Below are 22464 nucleotides of genomic sequence, written 5' to 3'. Positions count from 1 at the left end.
CCCTCGGCCCCCTCATCCCTGTCCCTGTTCGGCCATTCTTGGGAGCGCTCCCGCATGACTGCAGTACGACCCGACATCACCCCGAAGCAGGCGCCCGAGGCAACGAACTTCCCCACGGGCTTCATGTGGGGCGCGGCGACCGCGTCCTACCAGGTCGAGGGTGCCGCCGCCGAGGGCGGCCGCACGCCGTCCATCTGGGACACCTTCAGCCGCACCCCCGGCAAGGTCCACAACGGCGACACCGGCGACATCGCCGCCGACCACTACCACCGCTACCGCGACGACGTGGCGCTGATGAAGCAGCTCGGGCTCAAGGCGTACCGCTTCTCGGTCTCCTGGTCCCGGGTCCAGCCCACCGGCCGCGGCCCCGCCGTCGAGCGCGGCCTGGACTTCTACCGCAAGCTTGTCGACGAGCTGCTGGACGCCGGCATCGCGCCCGTCGCCACCCTCTACCACTGGGACCTCCCCCAGGAGCTCGAGGACGCCGGCGGCTGGCCCGAGCGCGCCACCGCCGAGCGCTTCGCCGACTACGCCGCCATCGTCTCCGGCGCCCTCGGTGACCGCGTCGGCCTGTGGACCACCCTCAACGAGCCGTGGTGCTCGGCCTTCCTCGGCTACGGATCCGGTGTGCACGCCCCCGGCCGTACCGAGCCCGCAGCCGCACTGCAGGCGGCCCATCACCTCAATCTCGCCCATGGCCGGGCGATCGAGGTTCTGCGCGCCCAACTCCCCGCTGCTGCGCAGACCTCGGTCACCCTCAACCTGCACCAGGTCCGTCCGCTGACCGACAGCGCGGCCGACGCCGACGCCGCCCGCCGGATCGACGCGGTGGGCAACCGCGTCTTCACCGGCCCGATGCTGCGCGGCGAGTACCCCGAGGACCTGATCGCCGACACCTCGCACCTGGTGGACTGGTCGAAGCTGGTCCAGGACGGCGACCTCGCCACCATTTCCCGCCCGGTCGACGCCCTCGGCATCAACTACTACACGCCGACCCTGGTCTCCACTCCGGTGCAAGGGGCCGACTACGCGCGCAGCGACGCCCACGGGGCCAGCGACCACTCCCCGTGGCCCGGTTCCGAAGGCGTCGCCTTCCACCTCGCCGAGGGGAAGGAGCGCACCGCGATGGACTGGTCGATCGACCCCGACGGGCTCTACAACCTCCTGATGGACACCCACCGCGAGCACCCCGGCCTCCCGCTGATGGTCACGGAGAACGGCGCCGCGTTCGACGACTACGTCTCGCCCGAGGGCAAGGTCGAGGACCCCGCGCGGATCGCGTACCTGCACGGCCACCTCGACGCCGTACAGCGGGCGATCGCCGACGGAGCGGACGTCGGCGGCTACTTCCTCTGGTCGCTGATGGACAACTTCGAGTGGGCGTACGGCTATTCGAAGCGCTTCGGTGCCGTGTACGTCGACTACGCCTCGCAGCGCCGCATTCCCAAGGCGAGTGCCCACTGGTACTCCGACGTGATCCGCCGCCACGGCCTGCCCCCGGCCGACGGAACTGTCTGACCTGCATGAACAGCGAGACCCGGCCGAGCGCCGGGTCTCGCTTCTTTGTGCCCGCCTTACACGTTCGTCACAGTGACCCCGTAGGCTTGGGAGCGCTCCCAAGAACTGTGGCGCTGCCGAAGGGCCGGTCGGTCCGGGTCAGTGTCAAGGGATCGGACAGCGGGACTTGGTTTGGCTATCCGGCTGTGAGAAATTGACCGCGAACGGGAGGCAGCCATGGCGGCAGCGCGAGTACGGAGTGGCGGGCGGCCCACGCTCGAAGAAGTAGCGGCACGGGCCGGAGTGGGGCGGGGCACGGCCTCACGCGTCATCAACGGCTCGCCGCGGGTCAGTGCGCAGACCAAGGAGGCGGTCGAGGCGGCCGTCGCCGAGCTGGGTTACGTACCCAACCGGGCTGCCAGAGCGCTCGCCGGGAACCGGACGGACGCCATCGCCCTGGTCGTACCCGAGTCCGAGACCCGGTTCTTCGCCGAGCCGTACTTCTCCGACATCGTACGAGGGGTGGGGGAGGCCCTCGCCGACACGGAGATGCAGCTGCTGCTGACCCTGGCGGGCAACGACCGTGAGCGCCGCCGGCTGGCCCAGTACCTGACCGCCCACCGGGTCGACGGCGTCCTGCTGATCGCCGTCCACGCCGACGACCCGCTGCCGGAGCTCCTCGAACAGCTCGGCATGCCCTCCGTGATCAGCGGCCGCAGGCACGCGGCGGAGCCGCTGCCCTCGGTCGACTCCGACAACTTCGAGGGCGCACGCGCGGCGGTCGACCACTTCATATCGCGAGGCCGCACCGCCATCGCCACGATCACCGGACGCCTCGACGTGTACGGCGCGCAACGCCGCCTCGACGGCTACCGCAAGGCCATCGCCGCCGCGGGCCTCGACCCCGACGAACGGCTCATCGCCCCCGCCGACTTCACCGAGGAGGGCGGCGCCCGCGCCATGCGGGAGCTGCTGGACCGCCGCCCCGACGTCGACGCGGTCTTCGCCGCCTCCGACGTGATGGCGGCGGGCGCCCGCCAGGTCCTGCGCGAGTCCGGCCGCCGGATCCCGGACGACGTGGCCCTGATCGGCTTCGACGACTCGGCCGTGGCCCGCCACATGGACCCCCCGCTGACGAGCGTGCGCCAGCCGATCGAGGAGATGGGCCGCACGATGACCCGGGTCCTGCTCCAGGAGATCGCGAACCGCACGGAGGAGCGCACGGAGGAACGGCCGAGGATCGTGCTGCCGACGGAGCTGGTGGTACGGGAGTCGTCCTGATCCGCCGGGGGCGCCGGGTCGCCGCTCGCGGGGGCGTCGGAACTTTCACAACTTCTCCTTGAACCTCTCATCCGGCCGCTAGGGTTCCCCGTGTACGGCGAATGTGTGACGCACCACACAACGTCACACAGCGAGCTGCCGCGCGTGCGTTCTGGCCCGGCAGGCATTGGGGGGCCGCATGCAGGATTTGGTCAAGGGCGCCAACGTAGGACTGGCCGCACTGAGCGACGACGTCAGTGCCGTGGTGATGAGTCTGGGCTGGAGCAGCTCCACCGGGGAGGGGGACGCGGATGTCTCCGTGCTTCTGCTCGACGGCAACGGCAAGGTCCGCAGCGACGTGGACTTCTGCTTCTACAACAACCCGATCGCGGGCAACGGAAGCGTGCAGCTGCTCGGCAAGACTCCCACCGCCGACGGCAACGAGGACCGCATCAGTTTCGATCTCGACGCGGTACCGCCCGAGGTCGAGCAGATCGTCGTGGCCGCGAGCCGCTACGGCGGATCCCGCTTCGGGGATCTCAACGACCTCCATCTGACCCTCGCGGACAGCTCCGGTGACGGCCTGGTCCAGTTCTCCATCGAGGACGCCGGTGCGGTGAGTGCCTTCATCTTCGGTGAGCTCTACCGGCGCTCCGGAGAGTGGAAGTTCCGGGCTGTCGGGCAGGGCTACGAATCCGGGCTGGCCGGGCTGGCGACGGACTTCGGAGTCGACATCGACGACGACGCCGGGGAGGAAGGCGCGGAGGAGGAGCCCGGTCGGCAGGCCGGAGGTCAGGCGTCGGCCGTCCCCCCGCCGCGGATCCCGGAACCGGCCATCGTGGTCCCCGTGAGCGCCGAGAAGAAGGTGCCGGACGGGCCGAAACCGCGTCCCCGCCCGCGCACCGCCAAGAAGAAGGTGACGCTTCCCAGGACGGCGAAGAAGTCGCTCGCCGACAACGAATCCTGGAGAACAGCAAGGCTCTTTCCGCTCTCGGTTCTCAAGAGCGACCGGGAACGGGAGACGCGAGCCACCTCAGTACTGCTGTCCGTGATGGCTCAGGTACCGGAGTTCGGCCGACGTCTCACCGCAGGGTTCGGAGCTCCCGCAGGACGAATGGAGACGTTCACCGAGGTGGCGCTGCCGCACGGTGATTCGCCCCGGCGGCCGGACGGAGTCATCCGTGTCGAACGGGCGGGCAAACTGTGGACGGCCCTTGTCGAGACGAAGACGAACGGCAACGCGCTCAAGCCGGACCAGGTGCAGGCCTACATGGACATCGCAGCCCGGCGTGGCTACGAGGCCGTCATCACCCTGTCCAACGACGTGGCACTCGAAGGCAGCCCTCTCGTCGACGTGAGGATCGACGGCAGGCGCAAGCACAAGGTCGCCCTCTGGCACCTGTCCTGGGCCGAAGTCGCCCACCAGGCGCAGATGCTGATCCGTCACGAGGGAGTGGACAATGCCGCCCACGCGTGGCTGCTCCAGGAACTCCTGCACTACCTCCAGCACGAGCACTCGGGCTGCCACGGGTTCCAGAACATGGGCGCCGCATGGGTACCGGTTCGCAAGGGAATCGACGACGAAACCCTTTGCCAGGGCGACCCGCGAGCCATGGAAGTCATCGAGAACTGGGAACGGCTGATCCGGCAGGTCTGCCTGAGGCTCGGCGGGGAGCTCGGGCAGAAGGTACTGCCCGTGCAGAGAGCCAAACGCGGAGTCGACCCGCGCGCACGCCGTGCGGATCTGGCCGACCAGCTCTGTTCCCAGGGACGGCTCCACGCCGAACTGCGTATCGACGGAACACCCGGCGTCCTTGCCATCACCGCGGATCTGCGAACGGGCAAGCTCCGCACCTCGATCGAGGTGGCGGCGTCCGAACAGGGCTATCCGCTCAGCCGGGCGAAGCGGCTCATTCGCCAGCTTGCCGCCGCTCCAGCGGACCTGCATATCGAAACACTCCTCGAAGGCGGCGACGGGACAGGCCCACGAGGGACGCTGGAGCGGCTGCGCCCCGAGCCCGCCGACATACTGCCGAAGGACGGCGCGGACATCAGCGGCTTTCGCCTCTCCCTGTTCAAGGGCATGGGGAGCAGCCGCGGCAACGCGGAGTCAGGCTTCATCCGCAGTGTCGACGAGGCGGTCGACCGGTTCCATGCCACCGTGATCGCGCAACTGGAGACGCGCGGGGGACGCCGCCGCGGGAGCGGCGAGCCGGTGGCCTCCGGCTGATTCGCATACGACAGGTGCGGCTGTCGGGGCACTCCGCCGGAGCAGTGTGATCCCATGCTGCGGGCAGTGTGCCCCGATGCTGTCCTCGTCCGGAAAATCGTGGTCCCCTCCGGGGCACCGGGTCACTGCCGCGCCTCCTGCCAGGCCAGCCGTAGCTCGGAGGCTGACCCACACCGCCCACCGGTCCGACAGGTGACGCAGTTCAGGGTGTGGTCGAGCAGAGCACGGTATCCGGGATCCGCAGGCCGGCACTCGCGCCTCGCGCACTCTGCGGCCTCGGCGCAGGCCTGAGGGAACCACCAGTACGCGGCTCCGCGCTCCGGCCGATGGCGTCGGTCGCCCAGCCTGATCCCGGTTCCTACGGTCAGGCCGGTGCCGCACCAGACGCAGGACCAGCCGCGCAGTTGTTGATCCGTCAGTGAACCTACTGACGGCAGTTGTCTCAAGGCCATGGCATTCCCGGTTCGTCGGCGATCAGATACGAGACCACCGTGCCGGGTACGAAGGGCATGAACGCTCACAGTTCGGTGAGCGTCGGGTGCGCGGACCGGGAGCCGCCAGGGCAGCTACAGGCCGATCCAGGCCGACATGTGGCCGAGAGTGTCCGAGGTCCGCCGGGAGAGGTGCACCAGCCCCGCGATGGTTTCCCGGGCGCCGGGGTGGTACCGGGTCTGTTCCGGTGCCGTTCGCCTTGCCTCGACGATGCTTCCCAGTGCCGCCTGCAGCCGGCCCGTCTCCATTTCCGAACGAGCCCTGTCCAGGAGGAAGTGCGCTCGCCGCGATGGAGCGAGAGCCGGGGGGAGGCTGATATGCAGGGCCTGTGCCAATGCCTTGTCGTAGTGCCGCATTTCCACCGCTGCCGACATGCGGTGGAGAGCTACGTTTGTGGGTCCGAAACTGAGCCAGTGGATCTCCGAAGCGTCGCCGGAGCGTTCCGCACAGCGTTTCGCCTCCTCGATGTGCACGTCGACGGTGCTCTGCTGCCGGGCGCGAGCTGCGATGACGGAGGCTCCCAGGTGCAGTTGCCCGGTGACGACCACAGCCTCCCGGGTCCGTTCTGCGTCGGCCACAAGGTGGTGGCCGGCAGAGATGAGTCGCTGACCGATGAGGTACTCCCCCTCGCGGAAGTAGACCAGCGCGCGCATGTACTGGCGGATCGCGGAGAGGCACGGATCGGAAGCGCGATGAGCGGCCCAGTCCATCCGATCGAGAGCGACGCTCGACAGGTCGTAGTAGCCGAGTTTCACCGAGATGTCGTGCGCGCTCCGGTATGCGGAGGCAAGCGCTCGCCAGAGCTGTGTCGACTCGGTGCGCCAGGCCGCCGTGGTCAACTCCGTGATGGTGGCGGGGAGCATGCGGGCCGCGTTCCGCAGGTGCGCGCCCCGGACGAGGGCGCAGAGCCGCTCGGCAGCAGCGACCAGCTCGATGGTGGGCTTGTCAGGAATCGCGTCGTCGGCGCCCAGGTCGTACAGGTCGAGGGCTTCGCGGATGGGACGTACGAGCTCGGACAGGCGGTCCTGCTGAAGCTCGGTCACGTAGGGCTGCCCGGTGAGCACGGTGACATCGACCCGCAGCGTCTGTGCCACTGCCGCAACGAAGTCCGGGTGTGCGGGCTTGGCGCCGCACTCGACCTGGTTGAGGAGGCTGTAGGAGTACGGGAGCCTGGCCGCGAGCTCCCTCTGCGTCAGGCGGGCGAGTTTCCTCTGCTCCCTGATGCGGGAACCGGCGCGGTCATCGATCGGTCCGGGCATGTGGACTCCGTTCCTGACGTCTTCTGTCAGGAAATTACCCAGGCAGCTGCGCGCTGGTCCTGGCATTGCCCGTTGATTCCCTCGCTGCGGGGACAGTTGCATGCTGTGTCGCCGATGGATGAGATGGGTGCATGAAGACTCTTTACCTGTTCGGCTCCGCTGCCCCGCCCGTCCTCGAGATGGCCGCGATCGTGGAGGAAGGGCAGGCACGGGGATGGGGGGTGTGCCTGGGACTGACTCCCACGGCCATGCGGTGGGTGGGAACACAGGTGACGGAGCTGGAACGGTTGACGGGTCACCCGGTGAGATCGCAGTACAAGTCGCCCGGGGAGCCCGACGTCTGGCCGCAGGCCGATGCGATTCTCTTCGCGCCGGCCACCTTCAACACCGTCAATCAGTGGGCACTCGGCCTCACGTCGGACTTCGTGGTCGGAGTGGTCGCCGAGGGCATCGGAAAGGGCATCCCCATCGTGACAATGCCGTGTGTGAACGCCGCCTACGTTCAGCACCCTCAGTTCGACCGGTCGGTGGACACCCTGCGAATGGCCGGTGTGACGGTGCTGTACGGGGAGGGAGGCTTTGTGCCGAATCAGCCGGGAGAGCGGCGGCCCGAGGGATTTCCGTGGCCCCTGGCACTGGACGCCGTGGGCGGGATCCTGAACGGCTGACCGAAGATCGGGCGGAGCCCGGGGTGAACGGGGCGGCCCTGCCGCGTCGGGGGAAAGCGCGGCAGGACCGTTGAGTCGCCTGCCCGGGAGCCGCGCTCCCATGCGGTGCGCAGTGCGCTGTGGCCCGTCTCACGTAGGTGGGCAGGTGCCCGATCGGCCAGGGCCCTCAGGGCATCAACCCGGGTTGACGGGAGAGGTGCCGAGCGGGCGGCACGGGAGTGCGTGCTCGTCGGCCCCGCCGTGTCCGTCGGGCTCCACCCGGTACAGCTGTGCAACGCGAGTGCGGGTCACCGCCTCCACGAGGACACCGTCCGTGAAGAGGGCTCCCACGCCGTCGTCCACCGCCCATCCCGGCGGAAGCTTCCCGCTCGCCACGGCTGCCCGGTAGGAGGGGCAGCGGCCCGGCTCGGTGGTGTAGTGCGGGCACACCGAGCCGGGCAGCAGGCCCAAGCCGTCCGGCAGGAAGGTGAGCGGGCCGAAGGAATCGGTATGCGAGCCTTCCGCCCAGCAGTTGGCGCCCGCACTGATCCCGCACAGCAGCGTCCCGCGGTTGTAGGCCTCCCGCAAAAGCTGATCGACGCCGTGCGTGCGCCAGACGGCGAGCAGGTTCGCGGTGTTGCCGCCACCCACGTACACGACATCCTGGGCGAGCAGGTACGAGCGCAAGGCGGCGTCGTCGAACTCCCTCCGGAACAACGGCAGTACAGAGGGCTCGCAGTCGGTGCGCGACTCGAATGCGGCACGGAACTTCTCGACGTAGGCGGGTGCGTCCCCGCTCGCCGTGGGCAAGAAGCACACCCTGGGCCGGAGCGTACGCGCGTGGGCGAGCACCCAGCCGTCCAGCAGCCCGTCCTCGTCGTCCGAGAAGCCTCCGCCGAGCAGCGCCACACGACGCACGGGAGCGATGGCCACAGTGGCCTCCTTGAGGGGTGGGCCTGCACGCACAGGAAATTGTCCGCGAACAATGCCGGGCCGCGCGCTCCCGACGCAATCGAATAGTCAGGCGGCCCGGGCCGAGTCGGTGCGGCAGTCGCGGCAGTGGCCCGGTTCCCGCGCCCGGAAGGCGCGGTCGCAGCGGTCGCAGTTCTGGAGCGGGATCACGATGACGCCGCGGCGAGCAGGGGAAAGGTCCTGGGCTCCGGGCAGCGGCGGCGGGAGGAGCGTGGTGATCCGGTGCCGGAGAAGCCTCGCAGGATGTTTCAGGGGGACCGGCAGGTCGGCGGTGAGCGCGTGGCGGACGGTGTCGGGGTGGGCATCGCGTTCCAGCCAGGCGGTGACCCCCGGAGCGAGAGCGTCGATATCGCCCTCGGAGAGGACGAGTTGGGGTGCGTACCGGCGGAGGTCGGCGAGGAGTGCCCCTGCTGCCCGGTGCAGTTCCGGGGTGGGCGTCCGCGGCTGGGGGAGCGGCGGTGGCGGTGTCCGCCGTGCGGTGGGCGCCGGTACGAGGACGGGTGCGGGCTGCGGTGCGGCCACGGCAGGAGCGGCATGCGGTGCGGGCGCGGCAGGCACTGGATGTGGTGCTGCCACAGCTAGGACGGTATGCGGTGCGGGCACGGGAGCCGAGGTGCGCGCCAGCGGCGGTGCGGGGGCCGGGACGGGTACGGCCGGCGGCGGCGCGGGCTGCGGGGCCGGGGTGCCTGGCCTGGGCCTGGTCTGCGGTGCGTGCGTGGCGGGGGTGGACGCTCCGGCGTCCGGCCGGTTGTACGAGACCGTGCGGGTCGTGATGCGGCCGCTGGGGAGGCGTACACGGCTCCGGTGGAGGTAGCCGGTGGCTTCGAGCTCGCGCAGGGCGGCGGCGATGCGGGACTCGCTGTCCGGGAAGCGGCTTACAAGGACCTTGATGCCGATTCCGGCTCCGGCGGGCAGCGACTGGATGTGTACGGCAAGCCCGATGGCGACGAGTGAGAGGCCGCGGTGCTGGCTGAGGTGGTTGCCGACGACCGTGAAACCGGCGGTGTGCCGGACGTTGACGTGGATGACGCCGGATGACGGTGTGCCGCCCCCGGATGCGGAGGTCGGGGCGCACGGGGGCGCGGTAATCTGCTGAGTATCCATCGGGAAGCTATCTCTTCCTCGGTGGTCAGGCCCTCGATCGGGATTCGCTGTCCCGTTCGGGGGCCGTCGCATGTCTGTGGTTGTCGCGGCGAGCATATGCCGACCAACCCACCTCAAATCCAGCTGAGTTGCCATAAGTCACCCTTGTGAGTGACGACGGCCCGGGGTGGGTCGGGTTTGGGTGGGGTGGGTTTCTTTCCCCGATTCTTTAAAGCTTTTTACGTCGCGGGTTACCGGGTCGCGGGCAACCGGGTCGCGGGCAACCGGGTCGCGGGTTTCCGCGACCCGGTGAAGTGGTCTCCGGACGAGACCGGTCCCTGCCGGAACGGCGGTTCGTCGACTTGCTGTCCGGACCGGCGCGGACCGCACCGAACCGCACCGCACCGTACTTTCGACGCGGGGCGGCGTCGGCTCAGTCGCCGGTCAGCAGACGTGTTTCGGCGGCCGGTAGTCCCTTGGTCCACCAGTGGTCGTAGCGGCTGTAGACCCTGGGATCGCGGTCGGCGAGAAGCGCCCTGAGCGACCGTGCCTCCGCGGCCAGCCCCTGCCAGACGGGGCCGGGGAGGGGGTGGAAGGCGGTGGCCTCGATCCCTCCGTCCACGGGACGCCAGACTCCGGCGACGTGGCCGTCGACCAGCAGGGTGGGCAGCACGTCTCCGTTCACGCGGGTCACGAGCTTGCGGTAGGCGGGCGGGACGACGCGGCTGCGGTCGGCGTACGCCAGCAGGATGCTGTCCCACATCGCCATCAGTCTGGGCGGCGCCGGAGTGTCCTCGGCCGGACGTGGCGCACCGGGGATGTCGTACAGCACAGTTCCGCCGGGGCCCTCCAGCTGCTCGAGCTCGCCGGCGAGCGCCTGCACCGCCGTCCTGACCCGGGCCCGCTGGACCAGCGCGAACTGGGCCATGTCCGCCACCGAAGCCGGCCCGAAGCCCTCCAGGTAGCGGCGGATCAGGGTCCGCAGGCCCTCGGCGGCAGCGTCAGGATCGGTCAGCACCGGCAGCGTGTCGGCCGCGACGTACGACTGCACGGTGCCGAACGACCAGGGCCCGCCGACGGGGGCGTGCCACAGTGGCGCGTACTGGCGCAGCATCCGCCAGGTCACCGGCTCCATCGGTGCGCCCACCCGCTCCTCGAGCCACCCCCTCATCTCGGCGGAGGTCCGTGGCCGGTCGGCGTACTTCAGCAGATCCGGGACGAGAGCGTCGGCGTCGTCGAGGGTGAGCCCGGAGGCCGTGAAACGTGCGTCGCCGAGCCTGGAGGCGCGCAGCGTCGGCTCCATGGCCTCACGGAAGGCCCGGTAGTCCTCCGCGTGGACCATGTGCAGGGTGATCCGCATCAGCGTCGACTTGACCACCTGGAAGCCGTCCACAGCGGTCTCGAGGCCGGCCGGGTCGAAGTCGCTGAGCCGGTTCCACAGCGCGAGGTACGGCGAGGCCGGGTGCTGAGCCTGCAGGGCGACGACCCGGCGCACCGCGTCGACGACGTCGAGCGACTCCCGGCCGAGCAGCAACTGCCGGGCGAGTGTGGACCGGTTGAGAGCACGAGCAGTGATCGCCATGCCGGGATTCTCTCGTTCGGCCACGCCGTGCGGAACCCCGGCCGACTACAGGCCCGCGATGCTGCCCGTGTTCCGCAGCAGCAAGGGGCGCGTTCCCACCGGGTCGCCCGTGAACGGAATGAGTGGCTCCAGTCGTGCGCGGGTCACGGCGTGCATCGTGACCCGCGCCGCTGACTTCAGGGGTTGCGGAAGTCGCCCCGGTGATCCGAGCCGTGGCGAAGCGCGGTCAGTTCTGCTCAGGGCGCTCGATGGACACCTTGGGCAGTTTCCGGGCCAGTGGGGCAGGGAGCCACCAGGCCCATGTGCCGAGCATCTGCATGGCGGCGGGAACGATGAGGCATCGGATGACGACGGCGTCGAGGAGGATGGCGACGGCCAGGCCGAGTCCGAACTGCTCGAGCATGCGGTCGTCGCTGAGGACGAAGGCCCCGAAGACGAACATCATGATGGCCGCGGCGGCGGTGATGACCCTGCCGGTGGAAGCGAGCCCTTCGCGTACGGATTGCGAGGGGTTTTTGGTGCGCGTCCATTCTTCGTGGATGCGGGAGATGAGGAAGACCTCGTAGTCCATGGACAGCCCGAAGACGATCGCAAAGATCAGCGCTGGAATGAAGGCTTCGATGGGCCCCGGCTGTGCTCCGAACCAGCCGTGCTGGAACACCAGGGTGATCACGCCGAGGGCGGCGGAGATGGACAGCAGGTTCAGGAAGGCGGCCTTGACGGGAATCCAGATGGATCGGAAGACCAGCAGGAGCAGCAGCGAGGAGAGGCCCACGACGACGGCGACGAACAGGGGCAGGCGGTCGGCGAGTGTTTCGGAGACGTCCTGGGAGGCGGCGGTGGCGCCGCCGACCAGCACTTGGGCGCCAGTGGTGTGCTCCAGGGGCGGGGCCACGTCGTCGCGCAGACGGTGGACGAGGTCCACGGTTTCCTCGGACTGCGGCGAGGTCGTCGGGTAGACGAAGACAGTGGACAGGGCGCCGTCCTCGGAAGGCATCGCAGGGCTGGCCTCGGCGACGCCGTCGGTGGTGGCGAGCTGTGCCTGAACGGTCCTACCGGCTTCTTGATCTCCCTTGACCAGGACGATGAGCGGTCCGTTGAAGCCGGGGCCGAAGCCTTCGGCGAGCAGCCCGTAAGCGTGGCGTGACGTGGTCTCCTCGGGGTCGTTGCCGGAGTCGGCGAAGCCGAGGCGCATGCCCACTGCCGGTGCGGACAGGGCCAGGAGCGCGATCACGCCGACCAGGAGGGTCGGGATCGGGCGTCGCTGTACGGCGCGCGCCATGGCGCGCCAGCGGTTGCCCTCGGTCCTGCCCTTCCCGGTGGCCTCGGTCTGCTGCTTGAGGACATGGCGCTGGATCCGTTCGCCGGACAGTGCCAGCAGGGCGGGCAGCAGTACCAGGGAAGCGGCCATCGTGATCAGGACGGTGATTGCCACCGCGAGGGCGATGCCCTGCAGGGAGCCGAGTCCGAGGGCGACCAGGCCCAGGAGGGCGACGATGACGGTGCAGCCCGCGAAGAAGACCGTCCGGCCGGCGGAGTCGAGGGCTTTCCGGCCGGCTTCCGAGGGCTGGTTGCCGGCCAGGAGTTCATGGCGGTAGCGGTAGAAGATCAGCAGGGCGTAGTCGACGCCGACGCCGAGGCCGACGAGCATCAGGATGGGCGGGGTGAAGTCGGCGACGGTGAAGATGTGCGAGGCCAGGGCGATCAGGCCGATGGAACCGCCGACCGCGAACAGGGCGGTGATCAGCGGCAGAGATGCCGCCAACAGCGAGCCGAACAGCAGCACCAGGATGACCAGGGCTGCCACGATCCCGGCGAGTTCGGCAGTCGGGCCCGCCTTGTCCTCCGCGTTGCGCGCGGCCTCGCCGCCCACTTCGACCTGGAGGTGCTCGGTGGCGACGCCCTGCGCGGTATCGATGATCTTGGCGACGTCCTCCTTCGGGACATCCTCCGTCTTGCCGTCCAGAGTGACGGACGCGTAGGCGATCGTGCCGTCCTTCGACACGGCCGAGGCGTCGGCGAAGGGGCTACGCACGTCGGCGACCCCCGCCATCCGCTTCACCTCGGCCAGCATCGGCTCGATGCCGCCCTTGTCGCTCTTGATGCCGGCGGTGTCCTTGAAGACGATTTCGATACTGTCGCCCGCCTGGTCACTGCCGTGTTCCTCGAACAGGTCGGTGGCCGCCTGGGAATCGGTGCCCGGCAGCGAGAAATCGTTCTGATACGCGGAGCCCGCAGCGGTGGAGCCGAGCGCGATGGCAGCCACCACGGCCACCCAGAGCACGATGGCGGCCCATCGATGACGCTGCGCCCAAGCTGCCAGGGCACCGAACCGTCCGACGGGCGCGGACGAACCGCCCTGCGGCGCAGGCGGGACAAGGGACGCGGCCGAGCCGCGGGGGGAAGACATGATGCCTACCTCGAATTCGAGCGAGTGTTGCCTTGGGTCATCACGCCCACAAATCCTCCGGAAAGAGCGGGCAGGCCGAGCGTCAGCCCGGCGAACACACCGCTGACCGTGATCGAGAACGTTCCGGCGACGGTGATCAGCAGGATTCCGGCGGCGGCACCCACGAGTGCGCCGACGAAGGCAGCACCGATCCGGGCGGGATCGCGAGACGACGACATGCCTCGATCCTGCTCGGGAACCCCGGGCGCGGGCGTCCGCCCACGGCTGACACCCGGCCTGCACCAGGAGCAGGAGGCAGCGGCCGTGCCGTACACCAGCAGATGTACGGCACGGCCGCCGCGTACCTCCCCAGCACGCAATCGCTGCGCAAAGTCGGACATACAGTTCCGGTTCCCGGCGTGCCGCAGGCAGAATGAAGCAATGCCGCACCTCGATACAACGCGTCTCCGCCTGCCCACCGGGACAGGTGCCGACATCGCGCTCGCCGGGGTCGTGCTGGTACTGGTGGGGGTGGCCGAGGGACAGCGACTGGGATCGGACTGGAACGCGAGCACATCGGTGATCGGCTCCTGGCTCTTGGCAGTGGCGGTGTGCGTCGCGCTGCCTCTGCACCGCCGGCATCCGGTGGCGGTCGGCTGGCTCACGGTGATCGGCACAGGCGCCTACTACCTGCTGAGCACAGTCGACGGTCCGCTGGTCCTGGTTCCGATCGCCGTGCTGTACGCACTGGCGGCCCGCGGACGGACCCAGGCATCGGTCGCCATGGCGGCGGTGATGGTCATCGGGGTGGGGGCGGGAGTTCTGGCAGGCACCGGCGACGTGAACGGCACAGCGGTGTTCATGCTGACCGGCTGGCTCGTCGCGGTGGTGGCGCTGGGAACGATGCGCCACGGCCGGGTCGCCTACGCCGAGGAGGAGGCCAGGCTGCGCGCCACTCAGGAGCGGCTCCGCATCGCCCGTGAACTGCACGACGTCATCGGCCACAACATGTCGATGATCCACGTGCAGGCGTCGTCCGCCCTGCACCGGATGCAGAAGGACCCCGCCCAGGCGCAGGAGGCGCTGACCGCCATCAAGCAGGGCAGCAAGGAGGGCCTCCAGGAACTCCGAGCCACCCTCGGGGTACTGCGCCAGGTCGACGAACAGGCCCCCACCGCTCCGGCGCCGGGCCTGTCCAGGATCGACGAGCTGGTCTCCTCGACCGCTCGCGGGGGTCTCGACGTACGCATCGAGGAGAGCGGGACCACCTCACCGCTCCCGGCAGCGGTGGACCTCGCCGCCTATCGAATCATCCAGGAGTCGTTGACAAACGCCGTCAAGCACAGCGGCGCCCGGCACGTCGCCGTCATGATCCACCACGGCGAACGGGGACTGAGGCTCAGCGTCGAGGACGACGGACGCGGTGCGACCCGCTCCAGGCACGAGGGCGGAAGCGGGATCACCGGCATGACAGAACGGGCCCGCGCACTGGGCGGAACGTTGAGCGCCGGGCCCGGCAGTGCGGGCGGGTTCCTCGTCCGGGGCCAGCTACCGTTCCCAGACCACCACGAGCCGATCGGCGGGGCAGTTGATGATCAGGATCCTGCTGGCGGATGACCAGCGTCTCGTGCGCGCCGGGATCCGCGGCATCCTCGACGATGAGGACGACCTGCACGTGGTCACCGAGGCCGCCGACGGGCAGGCCGCTCTTGCCGCCTGCCGTGAACTGCGGCCCGACGTGGTGCTGATGGATATCCGCATGCCGGTCATGGACGGACTCGAAGCCGCTCGTCGCATCACCACCGACGAGGACCTGGCGGCGGTGAAGGTGGTCATGCTGACCACGTTCGACCTCGACGAGTACGTGTACGGGGCCCTGCGAGCCGGAGCCACGGGCTTCCTCGTCAAGGACACCGAACCGGCGGAACTCCTGCACGCGGTGCGCGTCGCCGTGCGAGGTGACGCGCTCATCAGCCCTTCCATCACCCGCCGGCTCATCGCCGAATTCGCCAACCGCCCGGACAACCCTCTGGAGCCCGACCAGCGCCTCGACATGCTGACCAGCCGCGAACGCGAAGTCATGCAGCTGATCGCCGCCGGATGCACCAACGACGAGATCGCCGCACGACTGGTGGTCTCGCCTCTGACCGCGAAGACCCACGTCAGCCGCATCATGGCCAAACTCGGTGCACGGGACAGGTCGCAGGTCGTGGTCATGGCCTATGAGTACCGCATGGTCAGCCCCGGCTGGCTCACGGACTGAATCCCCGACCCCGACAGAACCTCAGACCCTGAGGTTGCTTGCCATGCGCTGCCGAGCATCCGCTGCGCGAGGACGTGTTCGCGTGGATCTGCCTCGCACCGGGCAGCGAAGTGGGTGAGCTACGCGAACACCCCACGCGTTCCTTGCCCAATTGGAAGTCCGCAGGCCCCTGCGCATGATCACCGAGCAAGCGCGCTGCCCACCGGCCGCGGAATCCGGTGTTTCCGCAGGAGCCAGTGCTCGTGAGGGATCGGGCATGAAGAAGGGCCGGTCTGTTTTCACAGACCGGCCCTTGATCAATCAGGGTGAGTAACGGGACTTGAACCCGCGACATCCTGGACCACAACCAGGTGCTCTGCCAGCTGAGCTATACCCACCATGTCGTCCGGTCGTTTCCGACCGGCCGAGAAAAAGTGTACAGGGTCCGGGAGGGTGCTCGCGCCCGAGTTCTTCCGGACCGGGTCACGGGCCCCGCAGGGCCCGTGACCAGGGGCGTTTTCCTACTGCCCGGCGGGCAGTGCGTGGCGCGCCGCGATCTCCTTGGCGTGCGCCGAGTCCGGGCCGGGCTGCGGGACGAAGACCGCGTCCCGGTAGTAGCGGAGCTCCGTGATCGAGTCACGGATGTCCGCCAGTGCCCGGTGGTTGCCGTTCTTGTCCGGACTGTTGAAGTACGCCCTCGGGTACCAGCGGCGCGCCAGTTCCTTGACCGAGGACACATCGACGATCCGGTAGTGGAGGTACCCCTCCAGTGACGGCATGTCCCGCGACAGGAAGCCGCGGTCGGTGCCGACCGAATTCCCGCACAGCGGGGCCTTGCCGGGCTCCTTCACATGTTCACGTACGTAGGCGAGGACCCGTTCCTCGGCGTCGGCCAGGGTCGTGCCCCCGGCGAGCTCGTCGAGGAGGCCCGAGGCGGTGTGCATCTGCCGCACCACCTCGGGCATGGTCTCCAGGGCCGCGTCCGGCGGGCGGATCACGATGTCGACCCCTTCGCCGAGCACGTTCAGTTCCGAGTCGGTGACCAGTGCGGCCACCTCGATGAGTGCGTCGTCCGTCAACGAGAGCCCGGTCATCTCGCAGTCGATCCACACCATGCGATCGTTCATGGCTCCACCCTACGGGGCACTCCGCTGCCCCGGCAGGGCCGGGCGCCCCGGAACGTACGACTCGGGCCCCGGTTTCAGCTGCTCCGCAGGACCGCCGGAGGTCGCGACCGCGGTGACGGGAGACGGGCCGGGGGAAGCCGCCGCAGCGGTCCGCCGGCTCTGCGCCGAGCCCTGGGAGGGCACGGACGACTCCAGCACCGTGGCGACGCTCTCCAACGCCCCGCCCTGCGGACGACGGGCCCGGTAGGCGGCCCGGTACGCGGCGGGGGAGGAGCCCAGCTGGCGGCGGAAGTGCCCGCGCAGCGCAACCGGCGAGCGGAAGCCGCAGCGGCCCGCAACCTCGTCGACCGAGTAGTCGGAGGTCTCGAGCAGCCGCTGAGCCTGCAGCACGCGCTGGGTGATGAGCCACTGGAGCGGTGCGCTGCCCGTGAGCGAACGGAACCTGCGGTCGAAGGTCCGCCTGCTCATGTAGGCGCGCGCCGCCAGCGTCTCCACGTCGAACTGCTCGTGGAGGTGCTCCAGCGCCCAGGCCACGACCTCGGCGAGCGGGTCGGAGCCGATCTCTTCAGGTAAAGACCTGTCGAGGTAGCGCTCCTGACCTCCACTGCGCCGTGGCGGTACGACGAGCCTGCGGGCCAGGGCCCCGGCTGCTTCTGTGCCATGGTCGGTACGGACTATGTGAAGGCATAGATCGATTCCGGCCGCCGTTCCGGCGGAGGTGAGCACATCTCCGTCGTCGACGAACAGCTCACGCGGATCGACGTGCACCGACGGATAACGCTTGGCCAGCGTCGGTGCGTACATCCAGTGTGTGGTGGCCGGGCGGCCGTCCAACAGGCCGGCTGCGGCGAGGACGAAGGCCCCCGTGCACAGTCCGACGATGCGTGCGCCCTCCTCGTGGGCGCGCCGCAGCGCGTCCAACGCCTCAGCGGGTGGTGGCGATGTGATGGATCGCCAGGCGGGCACCACGACGGTGCCTGCCCTGCTGATCGCCTCCAGTCCGTACGGCGCGCTGAGTTCGAGCCCGCCCGTGGTGCGCAGCGGTCCCTCCTCGCCTCCGCAGACCAGCAGGCGGTAGCGCGGAACGCCCGCGTCCTGCCGGTCGATTCCGAAGACGGAGAGCGGGATCGAGCTCTCGAAGATAGGGCCACCACTGAACAGCAGTACGGCTACAACTTCCCGGCGTCGCCGCCCGGTCAGCTTCCGTGCGGCCTCCGTTGCGGTGGCGGAGTCCTGGCTCATGACGCTAAGCCCCCCTCGGTGTTCGCGTCTCCCTGGTCCCTACGGGCCTGTCGCTCCTGCACGTTTCCCCTCGGTCTCGCACACGTCCCCAGTCCTCGACACTCATGATCGAATCTACTGCGTTCCGTGGTGCCGACGTGACACGTTTCCCCACCGGCACTATGTCGACAAGGCCACTTGGCGCGAAGCATTCGATCACGAAGCGTTTCACTCACGAGCCCCTCAGGGAAGTGCGCATGGCGATCATGGCCCGTCCCCGTAGGGTCAAAGCGTACCGCGCGGTCTATTCCTGCCTGCTGGCACGTGGGTTGGTCGGCCAAAACGCCAAGAAAGTGAGGGCGATGTGAAGTTGGCTGAAAAGTAGTGGTTGCGTGCGCGGATTCCAGTCAAGCGACCGGTGCACCACCCTGTGCATCAGAGGCCTCCGTGCGCCCCGGAGGCTTCTGCGGGCCGCGCTGACCCCGGTTGGGGACGAGGCGGAGTCGCTCGGTGGCGCGGCGTGACGGCCCGGTCGCGGCGGTGGGCGCCGCATCCGGCCGTCTGGGGCGATCCGGCCGTCACGGCCTGAAGGGGCGCGGGTGGGAGCGCCTCCACGCCGGACGAGCTGGATGTACGACACAACCGGCATTGCCATACGGGGCCGGCTCGGGCATGCTCCCTCCATCGCCGCATGCGCTTTGCGAGGTTCTGGGCGGTGGAGGAGTGGCGCCGTACCCTTGGGGGTAGGGGGTTGGGAAGCTCATTCCCGGACACAGCTTCATCCATAAACGAACCTCCGAACCGCTCTCTCCTCACGAGGACTCTCTTCGCCGAGACACCGATGGCCGGTCACGAAATCCCTGAACCCGCAGACCGCAAGCAGGTAGCCGACCCACGGTCGGACCCGCAGACGGTCGCAGAGTCGCGCCCATCCTGCGATCCAGCCTTCCGGCATGGAGTCGTGGTCGGTTTTGACGGCTCCACGTCGAGCGAACGAGCCCTCGCGTACGCCATCGGCATGGCGAACAGACTCGGCTCCGGGCTGATCATCGTCCACGTCGCCAACCGGCTGCCGACCACGGTCTGGGCAGGCTGCGAGCCGCCCGTCTTCGTCGACGTCCCCGATCACCGCACGGAGGTCCTCGGGCTCGAGCTGGCCTGCGCGGACTACCTCGCCGAGGTGCCGTGGGTGCTCGTGGAGCGCGGTGGCGACATCTGTCACGAGCTGGAGGAGGTCGGCCGGGAGTACTCGGCCGACGCGATCGTCGTCGGCTCCACGCACGGCATCGTGGGGCGGATCTTCGGCTCGGTGGCCGGCCGTCTCGCGCGGCGGGCCCAGCGCCCGGTCATCGTCATCCCCTGAGGCGCGAGGCGCACCCTCCTGGGGCCCCCGGCACTGCCCCGCTCCCTGGGTGGCCGAGGTGCCGTACTTCTCCCCGATGCGCTCCGCGAGCTGGTCCCTGACTGAGCGTCAATCTCCCGTTGTCCGCGGCGAATCCACTCGTGCGCGCAGGTGGATTGTGCGCTTGTGAAGGGTATCTGTACTGCATCAGGTAGCAGCAGCACGGCAGTTGAAGGGAGCCCGCCGTGGACAACGACGTCTCTGCGGGAAGTGCCAGTACCACCACCCTCGGCCATCTCGCCCTGGGTCTCACTCTGTTGGCGTTCGGCATCGGTCACACCGGAGTCATCGACGGTGTCACCGCGGCCGACGCCGTGTCGCTCGCGCTCTACGTCGGCGGCATCGCGCTGTTCGTCGCGGGACTCCTGGAGTTCCGCGCGGGCAACACCTTCGCCGGTACGGCCTTCGCCGGTCTCGGCGCCTTCTGGTTCACCTGGGGCACCGGTGCCGGTTCGTCGGTCTCGGACGATGCGGCAGGACTCTTCCTGCTGCTCTGGGCCCTCTTCGCGCTGAGCCTGACCCTGGGGGCGGCCGGTGCGGGCCTGCTCACCCAGGGGACGTACGGGCTGCTCTTCCTGGGGCTGCTGCTCCTGGGCGTCGGGCAGTTCGCCGGCAGCGACGGGCTCGGCAAGGTCGGCGGCTGGGTGGCCGCCGTGGCCGGGCTCGCCGCCTGGTACGGGGCGACGGCGGCGCTGGCCAAGTGGCCGACCGCGGTACCCAAGCGCGCTGCAGGCCGGGGTGTGACGGCCACCGGCTAGCAGCCGGGCGGGGTGGCCTCGGGTGCCGCCCGCCCAACGGGAGAGAGCGGCCCCCGCACCCTCGTGGCGTGGTGCGGGGGCCGCTCTGTGCGTACGGGCCGGCTCTCCCGGAGGGAGCCGGACCCGACGGCGTCCTACTCGACGGTGACGGACTTCGCCAGGTTGCGCGGCTTGTCGATGTCGCGACCCATGGCCAGCGCCGTGTGGTACGCGAGCAGCTGCAGCGGGATGCCCATCAGGATCGGGTCCAGCTCGTTCTCGTTCTTCGGGACGATGATCGTGTGGTCGGCCTTCTCCTGCTCGCGGTGGGCGACGGCGAGGATCCGGCCGCTGCGGGCCTTGATCTCCTCAAGAGCGGCGCGGTTCTTCTCCAGCAGGTCGTCGTCCGGGACGATCGCGACGGTGGGGAGCGCCGGCTCGATGAGCGCCAGGGGGCCGTGCTTCAGCTCCGAGGCGGGGTAGGCCTCGGCGTGGATGTAGGAGATCTCCTTGAGCTTCAGGGAGGCCTCCAGCGCGACGGGGTAGCCCCGCACGCGGCCGATGAACATCATCGACTGGGCGCCCGCGTACTCCTCGGCCAGCTTCTTGATCTCCTCCTCGGACTCGAGGATCTGACCGATCTGCTCGGGCAGCTTGCGCAGGCCCTCGATGATCCGCTTGCCGTCGGAGACCGACAGGTCGCGGATGCGGCCCAGGTGCAGGGCGAGCAGCGCGAAGGCGACGACGGTGTTGGTGAAGCACTTGGTGGAGACGACGCAGACCTCCGGGCCCGCGTGGACGTACATGCCGCCGTCGGCCTCGCGGGCGATCGCCGAGCCGACGACGTTCACCACGCCGAGGACGCGTGCGCCCTTGCGCTTGAGCTCCTGGACGGCGGCCAGCACGTCGTAGGTCTCACCGGACTGCGAGACGGCGACGTACAGCGTGTCGGGGTCCACGACGGGGTTGCGGTAGCGGAACTCGGAGGCGGGCTCGGCGTCCGCGGGGATGCGGGCCAGCTCCTCGATGAGGCCGGCGCCGATCATGCCCGCGTGGTACGAGGTGCCGCAGCCCAGGATCTTGATGCGGCGGACCCCGCGGGCCTCGCGGGCGTCCAGGTTCAGGCCGCCCAGGTGCACGGTGGAGAAGCGGTCGTCGATCCGGCCGCGCAGGACGCGGTCCACGGCGTCGGCCTGCTCGGAGATCTCCTTGTGCATGTACGTGTCGTGGCCGCCCATGTCGTACGACTCGGCCTCCCACTCCACGGTGGTGGGCGTCGCCGTCGTGGTCGAGCCCTCCGTCGTGTACGTACGGAAGTCGTCGGCCTTGAGGGTGGCCATCTCGCCGTCGTCCAGGGTGACGATCTGGCGGGTGTGGGCGACGAGCGCGGCGACGTCCGAGGCGACGAACATCTCCTTCTCGCCGATGCCGAGCACGACGGGCGAGCCGTTGCGGGCGACGACGATGCGGTCGTTGAAGTCGGCGTGCAGGACGGCGATGCCGTACGTGCCCTCGACGGACTTCAGCGCCTCGCGGACCTTCTCCTCGAGGGTGGAGGCCTGCGCCCGGGCGATCAGGTGGACCAGGACCTCGGTGTCGGTCTCGGAGAGGAAGACGACGCCGTCGGCGACGAGCTTCGCGCGGATCTCGGAGGCGTTGTCGATGATGCCGTTGTGGACGACGGCGACCTTGTTCTCCGCGTCCAGGTGCGGGTGCGCGTTCTCGTCGCTCGGGGCGCCGTGGGTGGCCCAGCGGGTGTGCGCGATGCCGGTGGTGCCGGCGAACCGCTTGGGTACGCGGGTCTCCAGCTCGCGGACCCGGCCCTTGGCCTTGACCATCTTCAGGGTGCCCGGCTTGCCCGCGGCGGCCTTGCCCGTGATGACGATGCCCGCCGAGTCGTACCCCCGGTACTCCAGCCGCTGCAGGCCTTCCAGCAGCAGTGGAGCCACATCACGCTTACCGATATAACCGACGATCCCGCACATAGAGTCTCTGCCCCTCCATCGACGTACAAAAGTGTGTGCCCTGCCCTGCCGGTCCGGCTCAGCCGTAGACGATGCGGCGCAGCTGGCGGAGCGAGAGCTCCTGCGGCGCCACCGCCCGGTGAGGCAGCTCGGCCGCGATCCGCTCGAAGATGTCCGTGTTCACCAGGCCGCCGGACTGCAGTTCGCGGTGGCGGCGGCGGACGTAGTCCTCGGTCGTCTCGTCGAAGTACGCCAGCACGTCGAGGATCACCCTGGCGGCCTCGCCGCGCTGGAGCGCGGTGGAGCGTACGAGGTGGTCGATGAGGTCGTCATGCGACGGGCGGCGTTCGAGCACCCGTC

18 protein-coding genes and 1 tRNA gene are annotated in these 22464 nt (G+C 69.4%); 8 read left to right on the top strand and 11 right to left on the bottom strand.

Annotation, left to right across the window (positions count from 1 at the left end; all coding sequences use genetic code 11):
• Nucleotides 1–54: 54 nt before the first annotated feature.
• From ABZS61_RS19160 to ABZS61_RS19150, 3 genes are all read left to right on the top strand, one after another.
• Nucleotides 55–1518 carry a GH1 family beta-glucosidase gene (locus tag ABZS61_RS19160; RefSeq protein ID WP_356422131.1) on the top strand — a complete coding sequence of 488 codons (1464 nt, stop codon included), beginning with the start codon at nt 55–57 and terminating at the stop codon, nt 1516–1518.
• Nucleotides 1519–1734: 216 nt separating this feature from the next.
• Nucleotides 1735–2778: a LacI family DNA-binding transcriptional regulator gene (locus ABZS61_RS19155; RefSeq protein ID WP_356422128.1), complete on the top strand. Its 1044-nt coding sequence runs from the start codon at nt 1735–1737 to the stop codon at nt 2776–2778.
• A 178-nt stretch (nt 2779–2956) separates the two neighbouring features.
• Nucleotides 2957–4987, top strand: coding sequence for a TerD family protein (locus tag ABZS61_RS19150; protein WP_356422125.1), 2031 nt, complete (start codon nt 2957–2959; stop codon nt 4985–4987).
• Between the two features lie 566 nt (nt 4988–5553).
• Here ABZS61_RS19150 and ABZS61_RS19145 read toward each other — a convergent pair.
• The gene (locus ABZS61_RS19145) at nt 5554–6738 is read right to left on the bottom strand and encodes a helix-turn-helix transcriptional regulator (RefSeq protein WP_356422122.1); all 1185 of its coding nucleotides are present in this window, start codon (nt 6736–6738) and stop codon (nt 5554–5556) included.
• A 131-nt stretch (nt 6739–6869) separates the two neighbouring features.
• On the opposite strand from ABZS61_RS19145, the gene ABZS61_RS19140 reads away from it, so the two are divergent.
• Nucleotides 6870–7406: a flavoprotein gene (locus ABZS61_RS19140; RefSeq protein WP_356422120.1), complete on the top strand. Its 537-nt coding sequence runs from the start codon at nt 6870–6872 to the stop codon at nt 7404–7406.
• A 174-nt stretch (nt 7407–7580) separates the two neighbouring features.
• On the opposite strand, the gene ABZS61_RS19135 is transcribed toward ABZS61_RS19140, so the two are convergent.
• The 5 genes from ABZS61_RS19135 to ABZS61_RS19115 all read right to left on the bottom strand — a co-directional run bounded on the left by ABZS61_RS19135 (nt 7581) and on the right by ABZS61_RS19115 (nt 13650).
• Nucleotides 7581–8318, bottom strand: a complete 738-nt coding sequence (locus ABZS61_RS19135) for a peptidase E (protein ID WP_356422117.1) — start codon at nt 8316–8318, stop codon at nt 7581–7583.
• 87 nt (nt 8319–8405) lie between these two features.
• Entirely contained in the window at nt 8406–9461 is a 1056-nt protein-coding gene (locus tag ABZS61_RS19130; protein ID WP_356422114.1) for a helix-turn-helix domain-containing protein, read from the bottom strand.
• A 412-nt stretch (nt 9462–9873) separates the two neighbouring features.
• Entirely contained in the window at nt 9874–11022 is a 1149-nt protein-coding gene (locus ABZS61_RS19125; protein ID WP_356422111.1) for a winged helix DNA-binding domain-containing protein, read from the bottom strand.
• A 226-nt stretch (nt 11023–11248) separates the two neighbouring features.
• Nucleotides 11249–13432 (bottom strand): MMPL family transporter, encoded by a 2184-nt coding sequence (locus ABZS61_RS19120; protein WP_356422108.1) that lies wholly within the window; start codon nt 13430–13432, stop codon nt 11249–11251.
• Nucleotides 13433–13437: 5 nt separating this feature from the next.
• Nucleotides 13438–13650, bottom strand: coding sequence for a hypothetical protein (locus ABZS61_RS19115; protein ID WP_356422106.1), 213 nt, complete (start codon nt 13648–13650; stop codon nt 13438–13440).
• A gap of 202 nt (nt 13651–13852) precedes the next feature.
• Between ABZS61_RS19115 and ABZS61_RS19110 the strand changes: the two genes are divergently transcribed.
• Nucleotides 13853–15028 carry a sensor histidine kinase gene (locus ABZS61_RS19110; RefSeq protein ID WP_356422103.1) on the top strand — a complete coding sequence of 392 codons (1176 nt, stop codon included), beginning with the start codon at nt 13853–13855 and terminating at the stop codon, nt 15026–15028.
• Nucleotides 15003–15674: a response regulator transcription factor gene (locus tag ABZS61_RS19105; protein WP_356422100.1), complete on the top strand. Its 672-nt coding sequence runs from the start codon at nt 15003–15005 to the stop codon at nt 15672–15674. Before ABZS61_RS19110 ends, ABZS61_RS19105 begins: the two co-directional genes overlap by 26 nt.
• 304 nt (nt 15675–15978) lie before the next feature.
• On the opposite strand, the gene ABZS61_RS19100 is transcribed toward ABZS61_RS19105, so the two are convergent.
• From ABZS61_RS19100 to ABZS61_RS19090, 3 genes are all read right to left on the bottom strand, one after another.
• Nucleotides 15979–16051: transfer RNA gene (locus tag ABZS61_RS19100), tRNA-His, on the bottom strand.
• A gap of 123 nt (nt 16052–16174) precedes the next feature.
• Entirely contained in the window at nt 16175–16780 is a 606-nt protein-coding gene (gene orn / locus ABZS61_RS19095) for an oligoribonuclease (protein WP_356422097.1), read from the bottom strand.
• A gap of 9 nt (nt 16781–16789) precedes the next feature.
• The gene (locus ABZS61_RS19090) at nt 16790–18022 is read right to left on the bottom strand and encodes a helix-turn-helix domain-containing protein (RefSeq protein ID WP_356422094.1); all 1233 of its coding nucleotides are present in this window, start codon (nt 18020–18022) and stop codon (nt 16790–16792) included.
• 820 nt (nt 18023–18842) lie between these two features.
• Between ABZS61_RS19090 and ABZS61_RS19085 the strand changes: the two genes are divergently transcribed.
• Together ABZS61_RS19085 and ABZS61_RS19080 are read left to right on the top strand one after the other, a co-directional pair.
• Nucleotides 18843–19364, top strand: a complete 522-nt coding sequence (locus ABZS61_RS19085) for a universal stress protein (protein WP_356422091.1) — start codon at nt 18843–18845, stop codon at nt 19362–19364.
• 224 nt (nt 19365–19588) lie between these two features.
• Entirely contained in the window at nt 19589–20161 is a 573-nt protein-coding gene (locus ABZS61_RS19080) for an acetate uptake transporter (protein WP_356422088.1), read from the top strand.
• A 134-nt stretch (nt 20162–20295) separates the two neighbouring features.
• Here ABZS61_RS19080 and glmS read toward each other — a convergent pair whose 3' ends face one another.
• Nucleotides 20296–22125, bottom strand: coding sequence for a glutamine--fructose-6-phosphate transaminase (isomerizing) (gene glmS / locus ABZS61_RS19075; protein WP_356422085.1), 1830 nt, complete (start codon nt 22123–22125; stop codon nt 20296–20298).
• A 58-nt stretch (nt 22126–22183) separates the two neighbouring features.
• Nucleotides 22184–22459, bottom strand: a complete 276-nt coding sequence (locus ABZS61_RS19070) for a hypothetical protein (protein ID WP_329210835.1) — start codon at nt 22457–22459, stop codon at nt 22184–22186.
• Nucleotides 22460–22464: the final 5 nt, after the last annotated feature.

It is taken from the genome of Streptomyces sp. NPDC005566, from assembly GCF_040605575.1.
In the GTDB taxonomy this organism is placed as follows: domain Bacteria; phylum Actinomycetota; class Actinomycetes; order Streptomycetales; family Streptomycetaceae; genus Streptomyces.
Note: the sequence above shows the minus strand (reverse complement) of the source record. Positions and strands in the feature narration are given on the sequence as shown.